Genomic DNA, 16888 nt, shown 5'->3' on the forward strand with positions numbered 1-16888 from the left:
AGGTCACGGTTTGGCCTTCCTCACGGTGTCTTCAGTCTACCCACTTTCCAAGCTCGGCGGCCACGGCCTCGGGCCCCTTGTCCACCGGCAACATGGCGATCGGCTTGCCGTCCGGGTCCATCAGGAACGCGATGCGGCTGTGGTCCATCAGGTAGCCGCCGGGGGTATTATCCCCCTTCTTGTAGTAGACTGCAAAGGCATCCGCTGCCTGCTTCACTTGCGCGGCGTTGCCGGTGAGGCCCAGCAGGCGCGGCCCGAAGGCGGCGGTCCACTGGCCGACGATCGCGGGCGTATCGCGCGCGGGGTCGATAGTGATGAAGATCGGCTGGACTTTGGCCGCCGCGTCCGCGTTCTGCTTCTCGAACAGAGTGAAGCCGCGCATCATCGCCTGAACGTCCATCGGGCAGGCATCGGGGCAGAACGTGTAGCCGAAATAGACGATGCGCCACTGGCCCTTGAACGAGTCCCAGGTGTGCGCCTTGCCGTCCTTGTCGAACAGCGTGAACGGCCCGCCGATCTCGGCGCCTTCCAGCGGCGGCGCCTCGTGGGACTGGCCGCAGGAAGCCAGCGGCAGGGCGCAGGCAAGCGCGATTGCGGAAACGGCAACAAGCCGGCGAAACGGGAAACGGTAGGTCATGGCGCGAGGCTTCATGCTCTGCTAGAGGCGGCCGTGCAAGGGTGCGATGTCAGGGCGCCGGGGTTAGGCGCCGGAGTCGGACGGGGCCGGCCACCAGGCCCCGCAGACCCTCGTGCGGGTCAAGTCTGGAAGGAATGTCTACGTGTCGAACACCGTGTCCGGGAATGTCTCCAGGCTTTCGCGCCGCATCCTCGCGTCGGGGCTGGCCGCTCTTGCAGCCGGAATGATGATCGCCTCGCCCGCGCACGCCGATTATTCCGAGGGCTACAAGTTCCTCGAATCGGTCAAGAAAAAGGAAGGCGACAAGGTCGAGAAGCAGTTGATGGACAACAGCCAGATCGTGAACGCCAAGGACGTGACGACCGGAGAGACCGCGCTCCACGTCGTTACCCAGCGCCGCGATGCCACCTGGCTGAACTTCCTCATCGGCAAGGGCGCCAACGTCAATCTTGCCGACGATCATGGCCGCACGCCGCTGGAACTGGCCGTCAATCTGGGCTGGCGCGAAGGCGTGGAAATCCTGCTCGATGCCAAGGCTTCCACCGAATCCTCCAACGACGCCGGTGAAACGCCGCTGATCTTCGCCGTGCACCGCAAGGACGTGGACATGGTCAAGGCGCTGCTTCAGGCAGGCGCCAATGCCGACCGTGCCGACAATTCCGGCCGCAGCGCGCGCGATTATGCCAATGTCGAAGGCGGCAAGGGCAGCCAGCTCGCCCAGGTGGTGGAGCAGTACGGTGTCAAGGGCGGCAAGGCCAAGGCGGTCTACGGGCCGGTATTGTAAGAGGACATGGGCGTGGCGGCGAAGGGACAAGTGATGGACGAACCCCGGACGCTTGAGGAATTGCGCCGCCAGCTCGCGCCCGCGATTGCCGCCGCCGCCGCGTTCGACGGTTGGAGCGCCAAGGCGGTGGACGAGGCCGCGCAGCTTGCCGGTGTCGATCCCGAACTGGCCCGCTTCGCGTTTCGCGGCGAATCCTCGCACTTGTCGCAAATGGCGATGATCGAGGCGTGGATCGATCATGTCGATGCCGAGATGCTGCGCACGACCCCGGCCTCCTCGCTGGCGGGCCTGCCGATCCGCGAGCGGATTCGCCGCCTCGTCATGGCCCGGCTCGATGCCGTGGCGGGCCGTGAGGAGGCGCTCAGCCGGGCGCTCGCCGTGATGGCGCTCCCGCGCAATGTCCTGGCCGCCACGCGGCTCGGCTGGCGCAGTGCGGACGCCATGTGGCGGCTCGCGGGCGACACTGCGACCGATTACAACCACTATACCAAGCGCGCGATCCTCGGCACGATCTATGCCGCCACGCTCAAGGTCTTTGCCAGCGACACCAGCGAGGATGCGGTGGGCCCCAAGGCGGAGACACGCGCCTTCCTCGACCGCCGGATCGAGGGGATCATCCGCTTCGAGAAGACCAAGGCGCAGTTCCTCCGCCCGACCGAGGAACGAATCAGTCTGGTGCGACTGATGGGACGCCTGCGCTACCCGGCGCGTTGATGGTTGGGTGCGTTCGTCACATCCGTGACGAACTTGCGGCACCAGCCCGCTCCCCCTCCCGACCTCCCAAATTCTAACCTGTAGGGGAGATCGGGAGGGGGAGCGGGCCGGTGCCGCGGATATGCTTTCGGTGCATTTTCAGCGCCCCTTTGCGCGCGGTCGATTAACTGCGGACACGCGCTGCATTCCGGGCTATTGCGAACAAGTTGCAATTGAATCGCTTATCTGGCAGCGCAGCCTCATGACTCTCGATCAGCTACCCATTGGCCAGGACGCACGCATCGTCGCGGTGGACTGGAACGCTCTCGTTTCCGAGGAAGCGCGCCGCTTGCGTGCGCTCGGACTGGAGGAGGGGGCCAAGGTCGCGCTTGCGCATCGCGGGGTGTTCGGCGGCCGCGATCCGATCGCCATCGCCATCGGCCGCATGACCGTGGCGGTGCGCCGGGCCCACGCCGCGGCGATGACTGTTATTCCGATCGATAAGAGCGCCGCCCGCGCCACTGCGAGCGAGGTGGAAACGCCGCGCGCCGACTCCGGCGACGCTCAAAATGGCGAGCCCAGCAGCCAGAATACCCAGCCCAGCGGGAGGAACGCCGCGTGAGCCGCCAGCGCAAGATCGCCCTCGTCGGCAATCCCAATGCGGGCAAGAGCGCGCTGTTCAACGCGCTGACCGGCGCGCGCCAGAAGATCGCGAACTATCCGGGCGTCACCGTGGAGCGCAAGTCGGGCCGCATGGTGCTGCCGACGGGCGAGCCGGTGGAAATGACCGACCTGCCGGGCGCCTATGGCCTCGATGCCACCAGCCCGGACGAGGAAGTCACCGCCAAGGTCATCGCCGGCCATTTCCCCGGAGAGGCCGCGCCCGACGTGCTCGTGGTGGTGCTCGATGCATCCAACCTTGAACAGCATCTCGTCTTCGCGCAGGAAATTCTCGCGCTGGGCAAGCCGACCGTGGTTGCGCTCAACATGGTGGACCTTGCCGAGCGGGACGGGCTGGTGCTCGATCCTGCGGTGCTGGCGGAAGAGCTGGGCGTGCGTGTGGTCCCCACCGTGGCCGTGCGCCGCCGGGGCCTTGCCGAACTGGGCGAGGCGATTGCCTCTGCCGAAACCCGCCATCCGGGCCCGGGCCTGACCGCGCTGGGCGCCATCGAACGCCGCGTTGCCGCCCATGCCATGGCCGATGCCGCGATCCTTTCCGAATCGAAGCGCCACCGCCTTCACGCGCGGCTGGACCGGGTGCTGCTGCATCCGTGGATTGGTTTCGCGATCATGCTGGTGGTGTTCTTCGTCATGTTCCAGGCGGTCTTCGCCTGGGCGACGCCGTTCGCGGATGCGCTGGACGGCGCGGCGGGATGGCTGCACGACACCGTGAAGGGCGCCATGGCGCCCAGCCTGCTGCGCGATCTGCTGACCGACGGCGTGATCTCCGGCGTCGGCGCGGTGGTGGTGTTCCTGCCGCAGATCATCATTCTCTTCGCCTTCATCCTGGCGCTGGAAGCCTCGGGCTACATGGCCCGCGCGGCCTTCCTGATGGACCGGCTGATGGCCATGGTCGGACTGTCCGGGCGCAGCTTCATTCCGCTGCTCTCCAGCTTCGCCTGCGCCATTCCCGGCATCATGGCGACCCGCTCGATCACCGATCCCAAGGACCGCCTGACCACGATCCTGATCGCGCCGATGATGACCTGCTCGGCGCGCATGCCGGTCTACACGGTGATCATCGGGGCTTTCATCCCGAATGTCGATGTGGGGCTGGGAATCGGATTGCGCGGGCTGGTGCTGTTCGGCCTGTTCATCGCCGGCATTGTCGGCGCGATCGCGGTGGCGCTGATCCTGCGCCGTTCGATCACCAAGGGCGCCGCTTCGGGCTTCATCATGGAGTTGCCGAAGTACCAGATGCCCCGGATCAAGGACATGGCGATCGGCCTGTGGCAGCGCGCGTGGATCTTCCTGCGCCGGGCGGGCACGATCATCTTCACGGTCACCGTGGTGCTCTGGGTCCTGCTCAACTTTCCGCAGGCCAAGCCGGGCGAGAGCCAGGTGGACGTCTCGATCGCGGGCAAGATCGCCAATGGCCTTGCCGTGGTGGTGGAGCCGATCGGCTTCAACCGCGACATGGCGCTGGCGCTGATCCCGGCAATGGCCGCGCGCGAAGTGGCCGTCTCCTCGCTGGCGACGACTTACGCGGTCGACGCGGGCGACGACGAGAACGCGCAGGCCGTCGAACTGGGTGACCGGCTGAAGGGCCGCTGGACGCTGCCGATGGCGCTGGCGTTCCTGGCATGGTTCGTCTTCGCGCCGCAATGCATGTCGACCATCGCCGTGACCCGGCGCGAGACCAATGGCTGGAAGTGGCCGGCCTTCATGCTCGCGTACCTGTTCGGCCTTGCTTACGTGGCGGCGGGGGCGACTTACTGGATTGCCGTGGGCGCGGGGCTTTAGCGTTTCCCGGCTTCGAGTCGGTGAGCTGAAAGAGAGCAGGGGAATCGCGCAAAGGCGCGAAGGCGCAAAGATGCCGAACCGCGCCGCATGCTCTCTCCAACCGGCCTTTCGACCGATGCCTTTTATGAGGTAAGCGCGCCTGCGCCGCGAGCGCTTCATCTTCGCGCCTTTGCGCCTTTGCGCGAAATCTATTTTCCAGTTTCGCGCGGAGGCGCGGAGACGCGGAGAAATTCTAGCCGGACGCTGCCGCATTTTGCCCTCGAACCTTGCCGCAGCTGCTCCTATCTAGAACAGGACGGAAGGCCGCCACGCGGCGCGACATTCCTCCGCGTCTCCGCGCCTCCGCGTGAAATCCATTTTCGATTGGGGAAACGCGGCGCATCAGACTCGCGCCCGGGCGCCCCATTCGCTACCCCATTCGCCAAGATTCAGAAGAAAGCGATTCCATCATGGCAGGCAGTGTCAACAAGGTCATTCTGATCGGCAACCTGGGTGCCGATCCCGAGGTGAAGTCGTTCCAGAACGGCGGCCGCATCGCCAACCTGCGCATCGCGACCTCCGAAAACTGGAAAGACCGTGCAACCGGCGAACGCAAGGAGCGTACCGAGTGGCACTCCGTCGTGATCCAGAGCGAAGGTCTCGTCGGCGTGGTCGAGCGGTTCCTGCGCAAGGGCTCGAAGATCTACATCGAAGGCCAGCTGCGCACCCGCAAGTGGCAGGACCAGAACGGTAACGACCGCTACACCACCGAAGTCTCGGTCGGCGGCGTCGGCGGTGTGCTGACCATGCTTGACGGCGCCCAGGGCGGTGCCGGTGGCGGCGGCGCACGCAGCGGCGGTGGCGGCTGGAACGAAGGCGGCAGCAGCGGCGGCGCGTCGGGCGGCTTCGGCGGCGGCCGCTCGGGCGGCGGCGCGCGCAGCGGCGGCGGTGACGACTGGGGCCGTTCGGGCGGTTCCACCGGCGGTGCTACGGGCGGCGGCGACGATTGGGGCCGCACGCCCTCCTCGTCGGGCGGCGGCTTCGGCGACGATCTCGACGACGATATCCCGTTCTGAGATCGCCCTGCATTGCAGACATGAAAAAGGCCCGCATTCGCAAGAATGCGGGCCTTTTCACTGCCCGTGCTGCTATCGGTGACGGGTTATTGCCGCGTCAGGGGCACTTGGCGAACTTGCCCTTGTTCGGGCCGGAGGTGTAACGGCACTTGCCGTCCTTGCCCTTGGCCGTTGCGGCGGCGGGCGGCGCCTTTTGGGCGGAGGCAGTCGGGCACTTGACGAACTTGCCATGGGCATCCCGGCAACTGCTGGCGGCCATCGCCGGGGATGCGCCCAACAGTCCTGCAACAACGGCGATCGCGAATATCTTGCGAATCATAGCTGCTCTCCTTCGGCCGCACCCGTCGTGCGGCAGACGGTGCCCCCCGCCGGCTTTCGGCTTCCTGAACTGCCGCTGCGGGGTTTCCCGCGCGTGAAACGTCAGGAAGGGGCGTGCAGTTCCCTGATAAGACGCTCGATCTCGTCCAGGCTGGCGTCGATTTCGGCAACGCTGCGCCCGATCAGCGCGCGGCGCTGTCCGCTTATCAGGCTTGAGTAGATCGCAGTGTCGAGCGGCGATAGCTGATCGCCCATCGCGCCAAGCCGGGCTGCCAGTTGCAGGCCGCTGGTGCGGCCGCGCAAGTAGCGCAGCTGCGGCCCGAACGCGATCAGCGCGGGATCGCGCGCAACGGCCAGCGTCAGTTCCTCGATCGCGAAAATCCCGCGCGGCTGCGAGGGAAAATCGCGCCATGACGCAATGATTTCGTCGCGCGCGGGTGCCGGGTGCACGCTTTCGCGCACGACCTCGGTGATGCCGAGGTAAATGGTTTCGAAGGCCGCTTCCGCCAGATCGGAACTGGTGCGGAAATTGTAGGAGACAACGCCCAGCGTCACCCCCGCGCGCGCGGCAACGGCCCGATGGGTGAGGGCGGACACTCCGCCATCCTCGACAACGGCGGCGGCCGCCCGGGCAATGGCGGCGGCAGTGGCGCTGCGGCTCGGCGCCGCAGGCGTGGCTTCGGCAGCGGTTTCGCGCGCGAGGCGGCGCCACGGCGTTTCGGCGGTCAGTTTTCCGTTCAGCCAGTGGCCCCAGCCGTGGCACAGTTCGCCAAGCGCGGCACGGTCGATGGTCGGATGCCAGCGGATCAGGTGGAGCTGCGCGGTGCCTTCGAACATGTGGCCGGTGACCGCGCCAAACGCCGCGAGCCCGGCGCGATGGCAGATCTCGCGCCAGAAATGGCTCCAGATATCGCGCCATCCTTCGAGCGCGGGCAAATAGGCGGCATCGTCATAAGCGAGCAGGTGACACTGCGCCCAGGCGAAGGCGAGCGGGCGCGAATCGCGCGCCCAATCGTCGATGAGCAAGGCCATCATGGCCGCCAGCGCCTCTGGCCCGCCACCTTCGGGCCAGCGGGCCAGATCGTCGAGGCGATGTGAACACCAGTGACGCGCGGCCTTCAGGGCATGGTCTTGCGCGGAGTGGAACAAGTGTTCCATTGATCCGAAGTGATGGTAGATGCTGGAAGTCGGCAACCCGGTTGCGCGGGACAAGTTGCGCGCGGAAATCGCGGCATGACCTTGCGTGGCCCACATATCGAGGACCGTCCCGATCAGGCGCTCCTGCGTCGAAAAATCTTGGAAAACAGCATCCATGACGTGAAGTGGCTCGTCGTCTCTTTCATGCGCGGCCTGTATCGGCGCTACAGGGTGTACCATGCCACACGTGACAGCCGTGCGACAACCGTAACTGCCAGAGTGTCTTCAAACCTCAATACAAGTGTAACGGCAGCGCCATACAGGCGTTCTAGAGGCCCCCTCGACAACAGCTCAGGGGCTTGCACATGTCCGTTCGTATTTCGCATTCCTTCCGTTCCGCCGCGCTTGCCGGTACCGCGCTTTCGGCACTCCTTCTCGGCGGCGCCGCGCATGCTGCGGACGTTCCGGCTGATGCTGCCGCTTCTGCCGCAGCCGATGCCGCACCCGCAGCTGAGGGCGCCGACGGTGAAGGCGGTTCGGGCCTTACCGACATCGTCGTCACCGCGCAGAAGCGTCAGACGAACCTCCAGACCACGCCGATCTCGATCTCTGTCGTCAATTCGCAAGATCTTCAGAACCGCCACGTCGTCAGCCTCGAATCGCTGGGCGATGGTTCGATCCCCTCGCTGCGCATCGCGCCGATGTTCTCGCGCAGCTCGGCCCTGACCGTGGGCATGCGCGGCGTCGGCACGCTGGGCGATGCCAACCAGCCCGCCCGTGACCAGGGCGTGGGCGTCTACATCGACGGCGTGTTCCAGGGCCGTGCGCAGGGCCTGGGCTCGGCGCTCTACGACGTCGAGCGTATCGAAGTGCTCAAGGGCCCGCAGGGCACCCTGTTCGGCCGCAACACCGAAGGCGGCGCGATCAGCATCGTCACCAAGAAGCCCAGCGGCGAATTCGCGGCGCGCGGCAGCGTCGGCGTGGGCAACTACGATTCGCGTGAAGCCAGCCTGCACGTCGATCTGCCGAGCTTCGCCAATATCTCCGTCAAGCTGGACGGCGTGATCAACACGCGCGGCGGCACGGTGGACAACCCGCTCGCCAGCGCGCGCGATTTCAACGCCTACAACAAGAAGGGCGCACACGCGGCTGTTTACTGGGAGCCCAGCAGCAACTTCAACGCGCTCTATTCGTTCGACATTTCGCGCGACGAGACCACGCCGTACTACCTCCAGCTGCTGAGCAAGACCACCGGCCCGCTGCTGCAGATGCAGGACGAACGCGCCGATACCGCCAACATCGGCGTGCCGCAGCCCTGGGCGCTCGGCAAGACGCACGGCCACCTGCTGACGCTGGACTGGACGATTTCGCCCGAACTGGAAGTGAAGTCGATCAGCTCCTACCGCCAGCTCAGCCAGACCCAGAACGACAACGGTTCGAGCAACCTTGGCGTCTTCATCAAGGGCTACAGCAACAACACCGCGTTCAGCCGCTTCAGCCTCGCCGATACGTGGCAGAAGCAGTACAGCCAGGAACTCCAGCTGATAGGCACGCTGAAGGAGCTGACCTTCGTGACCGGCGCCTTCTATTACCACGAGAAGGTCAACGACAACGCCTGGACGCCCTACACCAACCAGTGGAACGCGGACGGCACGGCCTATACCATTCTCGCCACGCCGACCTCGTCGATCCCGTTCCCCGACCGTGCCAGCCACGCGAAGACGGAAAGCGTCGGCGTGTTCGGTCAGGCGACCTGGACGCCCGAGATGCTGAATGAGATCGTCCACCTCACTGCCGGCGGCCGCTATACGCATGACGCCAAGACCGGCGGTCTGGACGAAGTGAACGGCGTTGCCACCGACTACACGCTCGACAAGTCGTGGGATCATTTCGACCCGATGGTGAACCTTGCGGTCGACGTGGCGCCGGACGTGCACGTCTACGGCAAATACAGCACCGGCTATAAGGCCGGCGGCGCCAACAGCCGCTCGCTCACCTATCGCGCCTTCAACCCGGAATCGGTTGCGACCTTCGAAATCGGCGCGAAGACCGAGTTCCTCGACAACCACGCCCGCTTCAACATCGCTGCCTATACCTCGGCCTACAAGGATATGCAGATCGACTTCAACGCGCCGGTCGCCAACACCACGCGCGGCACGATCGAGACCACCAATGCCGATGGCAACGGCCGCATCAAGGGTATTGAAGCCGACCTGACCGTCACGCCGCTGGAAGGCCTGACGCTGAGCGGCTCCTATGCCTATACCGACGTGCACCTGCCGCCCGCGCCGAACCCGTTCATGGGCAATGTGCTGACGCCGGTCTACGCCGTCTACACGCCTGACCATGCCGCCAGCGGCGCCGTCGATTACCAGCTGCCGGTGGACAACGCCTCGCTGCACTTCCACCTCGACGGCAACTATTCCTCGGGTCAGTACTCGATGGCCAACGATCCGACGAAGACCGGTTCCTCGTTCGTCGTCAACGGCCGCATCGCGCTGGGCGACATGGAAATGCCCGGCACCGGCGCCAAGCTGGAACTGGCGGTCTGGGCCCGCAATCTCTTCAACGAACAGCATACTTTCGTGAAGGCCAACGGCGGTGCGTCGCTCGGCTACTACGGCATCTTCAACGACCCGCGCACCTTCGGCGTGCAGGCGACCATCCAATACTGAGCCTGAGAGAACATAAGGAAAAACAATGAAGATCCGTCAGATCGCCATCCTCGGGGCAGCGCTTGTCGCGCTGTCCACCCCGGCTTTCTTCGCCGCCCAGGCCGCTGGTGAAGCACCCGTCACCGCTGCTGCTCCTGCAGCGCACCAGCGCCTGCTGCCGCTCGAAGGCGGCCGCAACTTCCGTGACCTTGGTGGCTATCGCACCGCCAACGGCCACACCGTGAAGTGGGGCCTGTTGTTCCGCTCGGGCTCGATGGTGGATCTGACGGCGGGCGATCTTGCCTACCTCAACAAGCTGGGCCTCAAGACCGTCTGCGACTACCGCGACAAGAACGAGCGCAAGGCCGAGCCGATGCCGTGGGCGGCCGGAACCGGCCCGACCATCTTCGCCGATGATTACGACGGCATGGCAATTGGCCTGATGCCCAAGGACATGGGCAAGATCACGCCGGAAGGCGCGACCGGGATGATGGCCAAGAGCTATCCGATGATGCTCAAGACTTTCGGGCCGCAGTACAAGCGCATGTTTGCGCAGTTGCTGGCGGGACAGGCGCCGCTGGCCTTCAACTGCTCGGCCGGCAAGGACCGCACCGGCGTTTCCGCCGCGCTGCTGCTCACCGCGCTGGGCGTGCCGCGCGAGACGGTGATCCAGGACTACCTGCTCACCAACCAATATCTCCCGGCGGCGATGGCCAAGGCGAAGACTTCGCCGAATGCTGCCACCGGACAGGCCTTCCTGTCGCTGCCGCCTGCCGTGCAATCGGCGTTCATGAAGGCAGACCGCAGCTATATCGAGGCCGCGCTCAGCCAGCTCGACGCGCACCCGGGCGGCGCCATGGGCTACTTCAAGGACGAGATGGGCATGGATCAGGCGCAGATCGAAAAGCTGCGCGCGATGTACCTCGACTGATCGAGGGGAACTTCCCGGGCGGGCTTTCGCATGGGGGCAGGGGAATGATTACCTTGCGGGGCCTGCCCGGGAAGTTTCAGCAGATGCACGACCTTTCCAGCGAGACTTCCCGCCCACACACCGCTCATCCTGAGCTTGTCGAAGGATAGGAGCTTCAGCGCCACGCCGCAGGAGGCTTCGACACGCTCAGCCTGAGCGGGATTGGGCGCAGGTCGGAAAAAGCAAATCGGATCACGCGGAGACGCGGGGGCGCAGAGATGTCGCTCCGGGCCGCGATCTCTCCTTCTTCACCCGACACTGCGGCAACCGCAGCCTTGCAGCGCAAAACGACTTCTCCCGAAGCGCTACACCTTTGCGCCTCTGCGTGAACCCGTTTTTCTTTTGCGCAGCGTTCGATGAACGGAGAAAACTGCCTCACTTTCTCACGCACCGCTCATCCTGAGCTTGTCGAAGGATAGGAGCCACAGCGCCACGCCGCAGAGGGCTTCGACAAGCTCAGCCTGAGCGGGATCGAAACGATGGTCGGGAGGAGAGGAAAGCAGTGATGTCCGCTTTTGAAGCATTGCGGCACCGTGCCGAAGGGCTGATGTGTTGGGGAAGCAGACATAATCAGGAGTGGCACGCCCAAGCTGATTTAAACCCGCCGTGGGCGGAGCTTACGCAAAAGGCGTCGAACTAGGTCTCGCTCGTATTCGCTGATGTAGAACGAACTTTCGGCAATCGCGAGGCAGCGGAGTGCTGCCTGCACGTCGCGCCTGACGCCGCGCCCTCGAAAGTAACACTTCGCCATTTCCAATTGAGAGCTTCCATCACCGGTTTCCGCAACCCGCTGCCACCATCGGAACATGGACCGCCACTCTTTTCGTTCACGATATAGTATGGCGATGTTCGAGCCCGCCACGATATTATGCTCCTTGCGCCAAGCACGTTGGTAGAGCCGCATTGCGGTAGATTTGTCCGCTTCGACGCCAGTTCCAGTTTCGAAAAGGTAAGCGAGGCGTGTGAGACAATCTCCGTCGCCGAGAATAGCGCCGCGTTCAAAGGCTGCACGAGCGTGTGCGAAGTTTCCGGCCTCTTCAGCGGCGTCTCCGATTTGGAAAAGGGCTCTGGTGTTTACCATTGGCTGAGAATGCCACTCGCCTACCGAAATGCCAACGTCCGCTTTGGTTGGCGATCCGGAACAGCAGTTATCCGGCAGAAAGTCCGCATCCCGGACATAATCCGATCCGCCTCGCACCTACCGCAACAGCCCGGTCGTCCTGCCGTTGCTCCCGCCCGAAAAGCATCATCGCCCCGGCGCCCCGGCGCCTGATGTTCCGTGCGCTCGCCGCACGCTAGGCTCTCCCCGACTACAGGAGAGTATCAGTGCGCGAATTGGGCTTCGGTTATCTCTACGACATGCGCAACCCGGCGCCCTGGCGCCGCTCGTCCGAGGTGCTTCATGCTGAAGTGCTCGACGTGGTTGCCGAAACCGAGGCGCTTGGCTTCGATGGTGCGTGGGTGCCTGAGCATCACCTTGCCGAGGACGGCTACATGACCTCGCCGATGGTCATGCTGGCAGCGATTGCCGCGCGTACGAAGCGGATGGCGCTGGGGGCGGGGATCGCGCTTGGCCCGCTTTATGAACCGTTGCGCTTTGCCGAGGACTGCGCGGTGCTCGATGCGATCTCGGGCGGACGGCTCAGGATGGGCCTCGCCATCGGGTACCGGGCGCGCGAATATGCGGCGCACGGGCTCGACTTCCGCAAGCGCGGCGCGCGGTTCGATGAGTTCCTGCACGTGGTGCGCCGCCTCTGGGCGGGCGAGACGGTCGATTTTTCGGGCGATCACTTCCGGCTGGAAGGCGCGCGGGTTGCTGCGCTCTCAAGCCGGGGGCAGGTGCCGCTCTACATCGGCGGCTTCGCGCCCAAGGCGATGGAGCGCGTGGCGAAGTATGGCGACGGCTACTTCGGCAATGCCGATGTCTGGCCGCTCTATCGCCAGAAGCTGGAGGCGCAGGGCAAGGACCCGGCCGAGGCGAAAGTCTGGGTGCAGGAACTGATGCTGGTGGTGGCGCATGACAAGGCGGCGGCCATGGACGAACTGGCCCCGCATTTCCTGCACGTCGCCAATTCCTACGCCGCGTGGATGGCCGAGGACGGGGCGATCGGCATCGACGATCCGCTGTTCAAGCCGTTGACGCTCGATGCCTTCAAGGCCAGCGGCACGCTGCGCATCCTTACCCCCGCCGAGGCGGTCGATCATTTTCGTGGGCTGCGCGAAGCCGCCCCGATCGAACATGCCACGATGATGATGCCGCCCGGGCTTCCTGCCGAGCGCTTCCTTGCCTATGCGAAACTATTCGCGGACGAAGTGATCCCGGCGTTTCGGTAGGACCAGATGAGCGACACGGTGCAGGAGGGAGAGCGACGGGCGGCATCGCCGCAGTCGGTGACGCGGGTGATCCGCCTGCTCGAAGTGCTTTGCGCCAGCAGCGAGCCGGTCTCGCTGGCCGATCTCAGCCGCCGCCTCGCCACGCCCAAGAGCAGTCTGGCGGCGCTGTTGCGGGGGCTTGCGGACGAGGGGTTCGTGACTGGTCTGGACGGCGCATGGCGGCTCGGGCCCGGTGCCTTCGGGCTGGGCAGCGCGCTGACCGAGGCGCGGCGGCGGCTGCAAAGTTCCGACCTCATCCGCGACGGCATGCGCCGCCTCAGCCGCGCCAGCGGCGAGACGGTGCTGCTCGGCGTCGGTGAGCCGCAGGGCGACAGCATGACCTATGTCGACCTTGTCGAGAGCAGCCATGTCGTCCGCTACCTCGTCAGTATCGGTGACCGACGGCCGTTCTACGCCACGGCGGGCGGGCGGGCGCTCTTGGCCACGTGTTCGCCCGAGGCGGTGGACAGCTATCTCAAGCGGCTGGTCGCCCAGCGGCTGGCACCGGCCACGCAGGTCGACCGGGCGGCGCTCAGGGCGGAGATCGGCATCGCGCGAGAGCAGGGTTTTGCGCAGACCGTCGATCAGGCGGCCGAGGGCGTCACCGGCACGGCGGCCGTGATCCGGGATGCGGCGAGGCAGGTCGTCGGCGCACTGGTGATCGCCGCACCGACCGCGCGGGCACGGGATCGGCTTTCCGAACTGGCGCAGATGGTGGTGGCGGAAGCGGCGCTGATCTCGCGCAGTCTGGGGTTCCGGTAGCGCATCAGCGGCAAGGTCGGGTGAAATCAGTTCGCTCTAACCCCGTCGTCCCCGCGAAGGCGGGGACCCCGCTTTTCTCGGCGAGCGAGGCGAAAAGGTAGCGGGGCTCCCGCCTTCGCGGGGGCGACGGAGTAATGAATCGGAAAGTCCTGATCCGCCCCTTCAAGCCGCGCTGAGCAGCCCGCGATCGCCTTCCAGCGCCGCCGTCAGCGCCGCGAGGAACTGGTCGGTCGCGCGTTCCCATGAGAACTGTGCACCCAAAGCCGCAGCGTCCACCCGGTTGATGCGCAGCGCCTTGCGGATCGCGACGGCAAGGTCATCGTCCACCGCTCCGGCGGGCCGATCCAGCGGCTCGTCGACGCCGCAGCCATGATGGCCGAGGATGTCGACCGGGCCCGTCACCGGGAAGGCGGCGACCGGGGTGCCGCAGGCCAGTGCCTCGATCACTACGAGGCCGAAAGTGTCGGTGAGGCTTGGAAACACGAAGCAGTCGGCAGTGCGATAGGCGCTCGCCAGTTCCTCTCCGCCGAGGGCGCCGAGGAACAGCACGTGCGGATAGCGGCGGCGCAGGCTTTCCAGCGCGGGGCCGTCTCCCACCACAACCTTGCTGCCGGGCACGTCCGCGTCGAGGAACGCCTCAAGGTTCTTCTCGGGCGCGACGCGGCCGACGTTGAGCAGGACCGGGCCGGGCAGGGCACCCATCGCCGGGTGGCGCGGGCCGTGGGGGCGGAACTGGCCGTGGTCGATGCCCCGGCTCCAGCGCCGGGTATGGCCGATGCCGCGCTCGCTCAGTTCCTTGGCAAGGCTGGCGGTGGAGACCAGGACGGCCTGGCTCGGCGCGTGGAAGCGCTGCATGATCGGCCAGAAGCGTTCGGCGCTGATCCCGGTGCGCACGGCGGCATATTCGGGAAAGCGGGTATGGAAGGCCGAAGTGAACGGCACCCCGCGGGCAAGGCACCAGCCGCGCGCGGCCCAGCCGATCGGGCCTTCGGTGGCGATATGGACGATGTCCGGCCGGGTCCGGTCGAGCATCCGGCGCACCCCGAAGCGCGGCGCCATGGCCAGACGGATCGAGGGATAGCCGGGCATCGGCACGGTCAGGAACTGTTCGGGCGTCAGCGTTTCGACCTGATGACCGCGCCGGACCAGCTCATCCAGCGTGGCCGAGAGCGAGCGGACGACGCCGTTGACTTGGGGAAGCCAGGCGTCGGTCGCCAGCGTCAGCTTCACTCGGCGGCCTCCGCCAGCGCATCGGCTGAAACGGTGTGGCCTCCCGTCTCGGCAATCCAGTCGATGATCGAGATATGGCCGCTGGCATCCTCGACCAGCGCGGTGCAGCTTTCCACCCAGTCGCCGTCGTTATAGTAAGTGATGCCGCCGAACTGGCGGATCTCGGCGCAGTGAATGTGGCCGCAGACCACGCCGTCGAACCCGCGCGAGATCGCCTCGTTTGCAACAGCTTCCTCGTAGCTGCACACGTACTGGACGGCGTTCTTGACCTTCTTCTTCATGTAGGCCGAGAGCGACCAGTACGGCAGCTTCAGGCGGCGGCGCACCGCGTTGAACACGATGTTGGCGCGCAGCAGCATGCCGTATGCCTTGTCGCCCAGAAACGCGAGCCAGCGGGCATAGAGCACCACGCCGTCGAAAGCATCGCCGTGGGTGACCAGCAGGCGGCGACCGTCCTTGGTTTCGTGGACCGCTTCCAGCACCAGTTCAACGCCGCCGAAGGTGAGGCCCGCGTAATCGCGCAGCATCTCGTCATGGTTGCCCGCGACGAAGACCACGCGGGTACCGCGATGGGCCATCTTGAGGATGCGGCGGATCACTTCGTTGTGGGCGTCGGGCCAGTACCAGCCCTTGCGCAGGCGCCAGCCGTCGACAATGTCGCCAACGAGGTAGAGCGTCTTGCATTCGATGGAGCGCAGGAAATCGACCAGCATCTCGGCATTGCAGCCGCGTGTGCCGAGGTGGACGTCGGAGATCCACACGGTGTCGTACTTGCGCTTGGGGCGGAAGCCCTTGGGATCGGGCAAATCGAGCCAGGCGGGAATCTTGCCGCCGGGTTCGTCGCCGCTGTCGTTGCCGACAGCAAGGCCCGTGGTGCGTTCGAAGAGTGCCTGCACGTCGTTGCGCATCGTTCCAAAACCCCCGTTTCGCTGTGTCATATTTGGCATCTTCGCGTTGCGCGGGCGTGACGGTTGCGGGTCAATTCGATGACAGGAAATTTGTGTCTCTGTGCCAACTGTCGGCAGGCTTCTGTTTTGACGGCAGTATTGTCCGAATTGTCACGTGATCGTCACAGTCACCGGGCAATTAGCCGCGCGTGCCCCTGAACATCGGGGCAAAAAGGCGCGGGGGCCATGCAGCGGATCGACATCTTCCTGACCAGCGAACTCTCCGGGGGGCTCGCCGCCTTCCGGCATGACGACTTCGATGTCGTGCTGCACCGCTGGAGCGACTTTGCCGAGCTTCCGCTGCTGGAAGGCGCGCTCTGGCTCTTTATCGACTGGGTGCTGCCGGAAATGTCGGGCCTTGAACTGTGCCGCCGCCTGCGCGCCGATCCGCTGACGCAGACCGCGCACGTGACCATGGTGCTTGAGGAAGACAACCAGGAGGATCGCAAGCGCGCGCTGCGCATGGGCGCGGACGACTATATCGTCGGCCCGCTAACCCGCGCGACGCTGCTGGATCGCGTGCTGGGCGCCAATATCGGCGAACAGGAAAGCACCGGCCTGCGCGTGCTGGCGCAAGGCGAACTGACGGTGGACGTGGCTGCGTTCCAGGCCCGCTGGCAGGGCAAGCCGATCTCGCTGATGCCCAACGAACTGCGCTTGCTGCGCTATTTCATCGAGCATCCCGGCCGCGTGTTCACCCGCACCCAGCTGATCGCCGCGCTCGGCAAGCAGGAACCGGCGGTGGACGAGCGCACCGTGGACGTCTGGATCGGCCGCCTGCGCCGCGCGCTCAAGGGCGTGGGTGCCGGCAATCCGCTGCGCACCGTGCGCTCGTTGGGGTACGTCTTCGACACGGTGTGAGCGG

15 protein-coding genes and 1 pseudogene are annotated in these 16888 nt (G+C 65.6%); 10 read left to right on the forward strand and 6 right to left on the reverse strand.

Features of this window, described 5'->3' with window-relative positions; translation table 11 throughout:
* Window positions 1-31 precede the first annotated feature (31 nt).
* Complete coding sequence (locus AC1VVM_RS07975; protein WP_482903471.1) at window positions 32-637, reverse strand: SCO family protein; 606 nt, start codon at window positions 635-637, stop codon at window positions 32-34.
* 142 nt (window positions 638-779) lie between these two features.
* On the opposite strand from AC1VVM_RS07975, the gene AC1VVM_RS07980 reads away from it, so the two are divergent.
* The 5 genes and pseudogenes from AC1VVM_RS07980 to ssb all read left to right on the forward strand — a co-directional run bounded on the left by AC1VVM_RS07980 (window position 780) and on the right by ssb (window position 5632).
* Window positions 780-1421, forward strand: coding sequence for an ankyrin repeat domain-containing protein (locus AC1VVM_RS07980; RefSeq protein WP_243652639.1), 642 nt, complete (start codon window positions 780-782; stop codon window positions 1419-1421).
* A 33-nt stretch (window positions 1422-1454) separates the two neighbouring features.
* The gene (locus AC1VVM_RS07985; protein WP_482903472.1) at window positions 1455-2135 is read left to right on the forward strand and encodes a COQ9 family protein; all 681 of its coding nucleotides are present in this window, start codon (window positions 1455-1457) and stop codon (window positions 2133-2135) included.
* A 241-nt stretch (window positions 2136-2376) separates the two neighbouring features.
* A pseudogene (locus AC1VVM_RS07990) lies at window positions 2377-2604 on the forward strand (FeoA family protein); the annotation flags it as partial.
* Window positions 2605-2732: 128 nt separating this feature from the next.
* Window positions 2733-4577 carry a ferrous iron transporter B gene (gene feoB / locus AC1VVM_RS07995; protein ID WP_482903473.1) on the forward strand — a complete coding sequence of 615 codons (1845 nt, stop codon included), beginning with the start codon at window positions 2733-2735 and terminating at the stop codon, window positions 4575-4577.
* A gap of 449 nt (window positions 4578-5026) precedes the next feature.
* Window positions 5027-5632, forward strand: a complete 606-nt coding sequence (gene ssb / locus AC1VVM_RS08000; RefSeq protein ID WP_482903474.1) for a single-stranded DNA-binding protein — start codon at window positions 5027-5029, stop codon at window positions 5630-5632.
* A 97-nt stretch (window positions 5633-5729) separates the two neighbouring features.
* On the opposite strand, the gene AC1VVM_RS08005 is transcribed toward ssb, so the two are convergent.
* Both AC1VVM_RS08005 and AC1VVM_RS08010 read right to left on the reverse strand, forming a co-directional pair.
* A complete protein-coding gene (locus AC1VVM_RS08005) occupies window positions 5730-5951 on the reverse strand; it encodes a hypothetical protein (RefSeq protein WP_132389262.1) in 222 nt (73 codons plus the stop codon).
* A 101-nt stretch (window positions 5952-6052) separates the two neighbouring features.
* The gene (locus AC1VVM_RS08010; protein ID WP_482956283.1) at window positions 6053-7264 is read right to left on the reverse strand and encodes a TetR/AcrR family transcriptional regulator; all 1212 of its coding nucleotides are present in this window, start codon (window positions 7262-7264) and stop codon (window positions 6053-6055) included.
* A gap of 188 nt (window positions 7265-7452) precedes the next feature.
* On the opposite strand from AC1VVM_RS08010, the gene AC1VVM_RS08015 reads away from it, so the two are divergent.
* Both AC1VVM_RS08015 and AC1VVM_RS08020 read left to right on the forward strand, forming a co-directional pair.
* Window positions 7453-9762, forward strand: a complete 2310-nt coding sequence (locus AC1VVM_RS08015) for a TonB-dependent receptor (protein WP_482903476.1) — start codon at window positions 7453-7455, stop codon at window positions 9760-9762.
* Window positions 9763-9787: 25 nt separating this feature from the next.
* Window positions 9788-10672: a tyrosine-protein phosphatase gene (locus tag AC1VVM_RS08020; protein ID WP_482956284.1), complete on the forward strand. Its 885-nt coding sequence runs from the start codon at window positions 9788-9790 to the stop codon at window positions 10670-10672.
* Window positions 10673-11306: 634 nt separating this feature from the next.
* Here the strand turns inward: AC1VVM_RS08020 and AC1VVM_RS08025 are convergent.
* Window positions 11307-11792: a tetratricopeptide repeat protein gene (locus AC1VVM_RS08025; protein ID WP_482903478.1), complete on the reverse strand. Its 486-nt coding sequence runs from the start codon at window positions 11790-11792 to the stop codon at window positions 11307-11309.
* Between the two features lie 245 nt (window positions 11793-12037).
* Here AC1VVM_RS08025 and AC1VVM_RS08030 point away from each other — a divergent pair, with 245 nt between their 5' ends.
* Both AC1VVM_RS08030 and AC1VVM_RS08035 read left to right on the forward strand, forming a co-directional pair.
* Window positions 12038-13045 (forward strand): LLM class flavin-dependent oxidoreductase, encoded by a 1008-nt coding sequence (locus AC1VVM_RS08030; RefSeq protein ID WP_482903479.1) that lies wholly within the window; start codon window positions 12038-12040, stop codon window positions 13043-13045.
* A 6-nt stretch (window positions 13046-13051) separates the two neighbouring features.
* Entirely contained in the window at window positions 13052-13846 is a 795-nt protein-coding gene (locus tag AC1VVM_RS08035) for an IclR family transcriptional regulator (RefSeq protein ID WP_482903480.1), read from the forward strand.
* Window positions 13847-14008: 162 nt separating this feature from the next.
* On the opposite strand, the gene AC1VVM_RS08040 is transcribed toward AC1VVM_RS08035, so the two are convergent.
* Complete coding sequence (locus AC1VVM_RS08040; RefSeq protein ID WP_482903481.1) at window positions 14009-15076, reverse strand: glycosyltransferase family 4 protein; 1068 nt, start codon at window positions 15074-15076, stop codon at window positions 14009-14011.
* Window positions 15073-15984, reverse strand: coding sequence for a UDP-2,3-diacylglucosamine diphosphatase (locus AC1VVM_RS08045; protein WP_482905175.1), 912 nt, complete (start codon window positions 15982-15984; stop codon window positions 15073-15075). Before AC1VVM_RS08045 ends, AC1VVM_RS08040 begins: the two co-directional genes overlap by 4 nt.
* A 225-nt stretch (window positions 15985-16209) precedes the next feature.
* Between AC1VVM_RS08045 and AC1VVM_RS08050 the strand changes: the two genes are divergently transcribed.
* Window positions 16210-16884: a response regulator transcription factor gene (locus tag AC1VVM_RS08050; RefSeq protein ID WP_482903482.1), complete on the forward strand. Its 675-nt coding sequence runs from the start codon at window positions 16210-16212 to the stop codon at window positions 16882-16884.
* The last annotated feature ends 4 nt before the right edge of the window (window positions 16885-16888 follow it).

It is taken from the genome of Novosphingobium sp. BL-S-33 (assembly GCF_056857025.1).

Bases quoted from the DNA above. Each gene is read 5' to 3' on its own strand.
- AC1VVM_RS07975 (WP_482903471.1), bottom strand. From the start codon at position 637: ATGACCTACCGTTTCCCGTTTCGCCGGCTTGTTGCCGTTTCCGCAATC.
- AC1VVM_RS07985 (WP_482903472.1), top strand. From the start codon at position 1,455: ATGGACGAACCCCGGACGCTTGAGGAATTGCGCCGCCAGCTCGCGCCC.
- ssb (WP_482903474.1), top strand. From the start codon at position 5,027: ATGGCAGGCAGTGTCAACAAGGTCATTCTGATCGGCAACCTGGGTGCC.
- AC1VVM_RS08005 (WP_132389262.1), bottom strand. From the start codon at position 5,951: ATGATTCGCAAGATATTCGCGATCGCCGTTGTTGCAGGACTGTTGGGC.
- AC1VVM_RS08010 (WP_482956283.1), bottom strand. From the start codon at position 7,264: ATGGATGCTGTTTTCCAAGATTTTTCGACGCAGGAGCGCCTGATCGGG.
- AC1VVM_RS08015 (WP_482903476.1), top strand. From the start codon at position 7,453: ATGTCCGTTCGTATTTCGCATTCCTTCCGTTCCGCCGCGCTTGCCGGT.
- AC1VVM_RS08020 (WP_482956284.1), top strand. From the start codon at position 9,788: ATGAAGATCCGTCAGATCGCCATCCTCGGGGCAGCGCTTGTCGCGCTG.
- AC1VVM_RS08025 (WP_482903478.1), bottom strand. From the start codon at position 11,792: ATGGTAAACACCAGAGCCCTTTTCCAAATCGGAGACGCCGCTGAAGAG.
- AC1VVM_RS08035 (WP_482903480.1), top strand. From the start codon at position 13,052: ATGAGCGACACGGTGCAGGAGGGAGAGCGACGGGCGGCATCGCCGCAG.
- AC1VVM_RS08045 (WP_482905175.1), bottom strand. From the start codon at position 15,984: ATGCGCAACGACGTGCAGGCACTCTTCGAACGCACCACGGGCCTTGCT.
- AC1VVM_RS08050 (WP_482903482.1), top strand. From the start codon at position 16,210: ATGCAGCGGATCGACATCTTCCTGACCAGCGAACTCTCCGGGGGGCTC.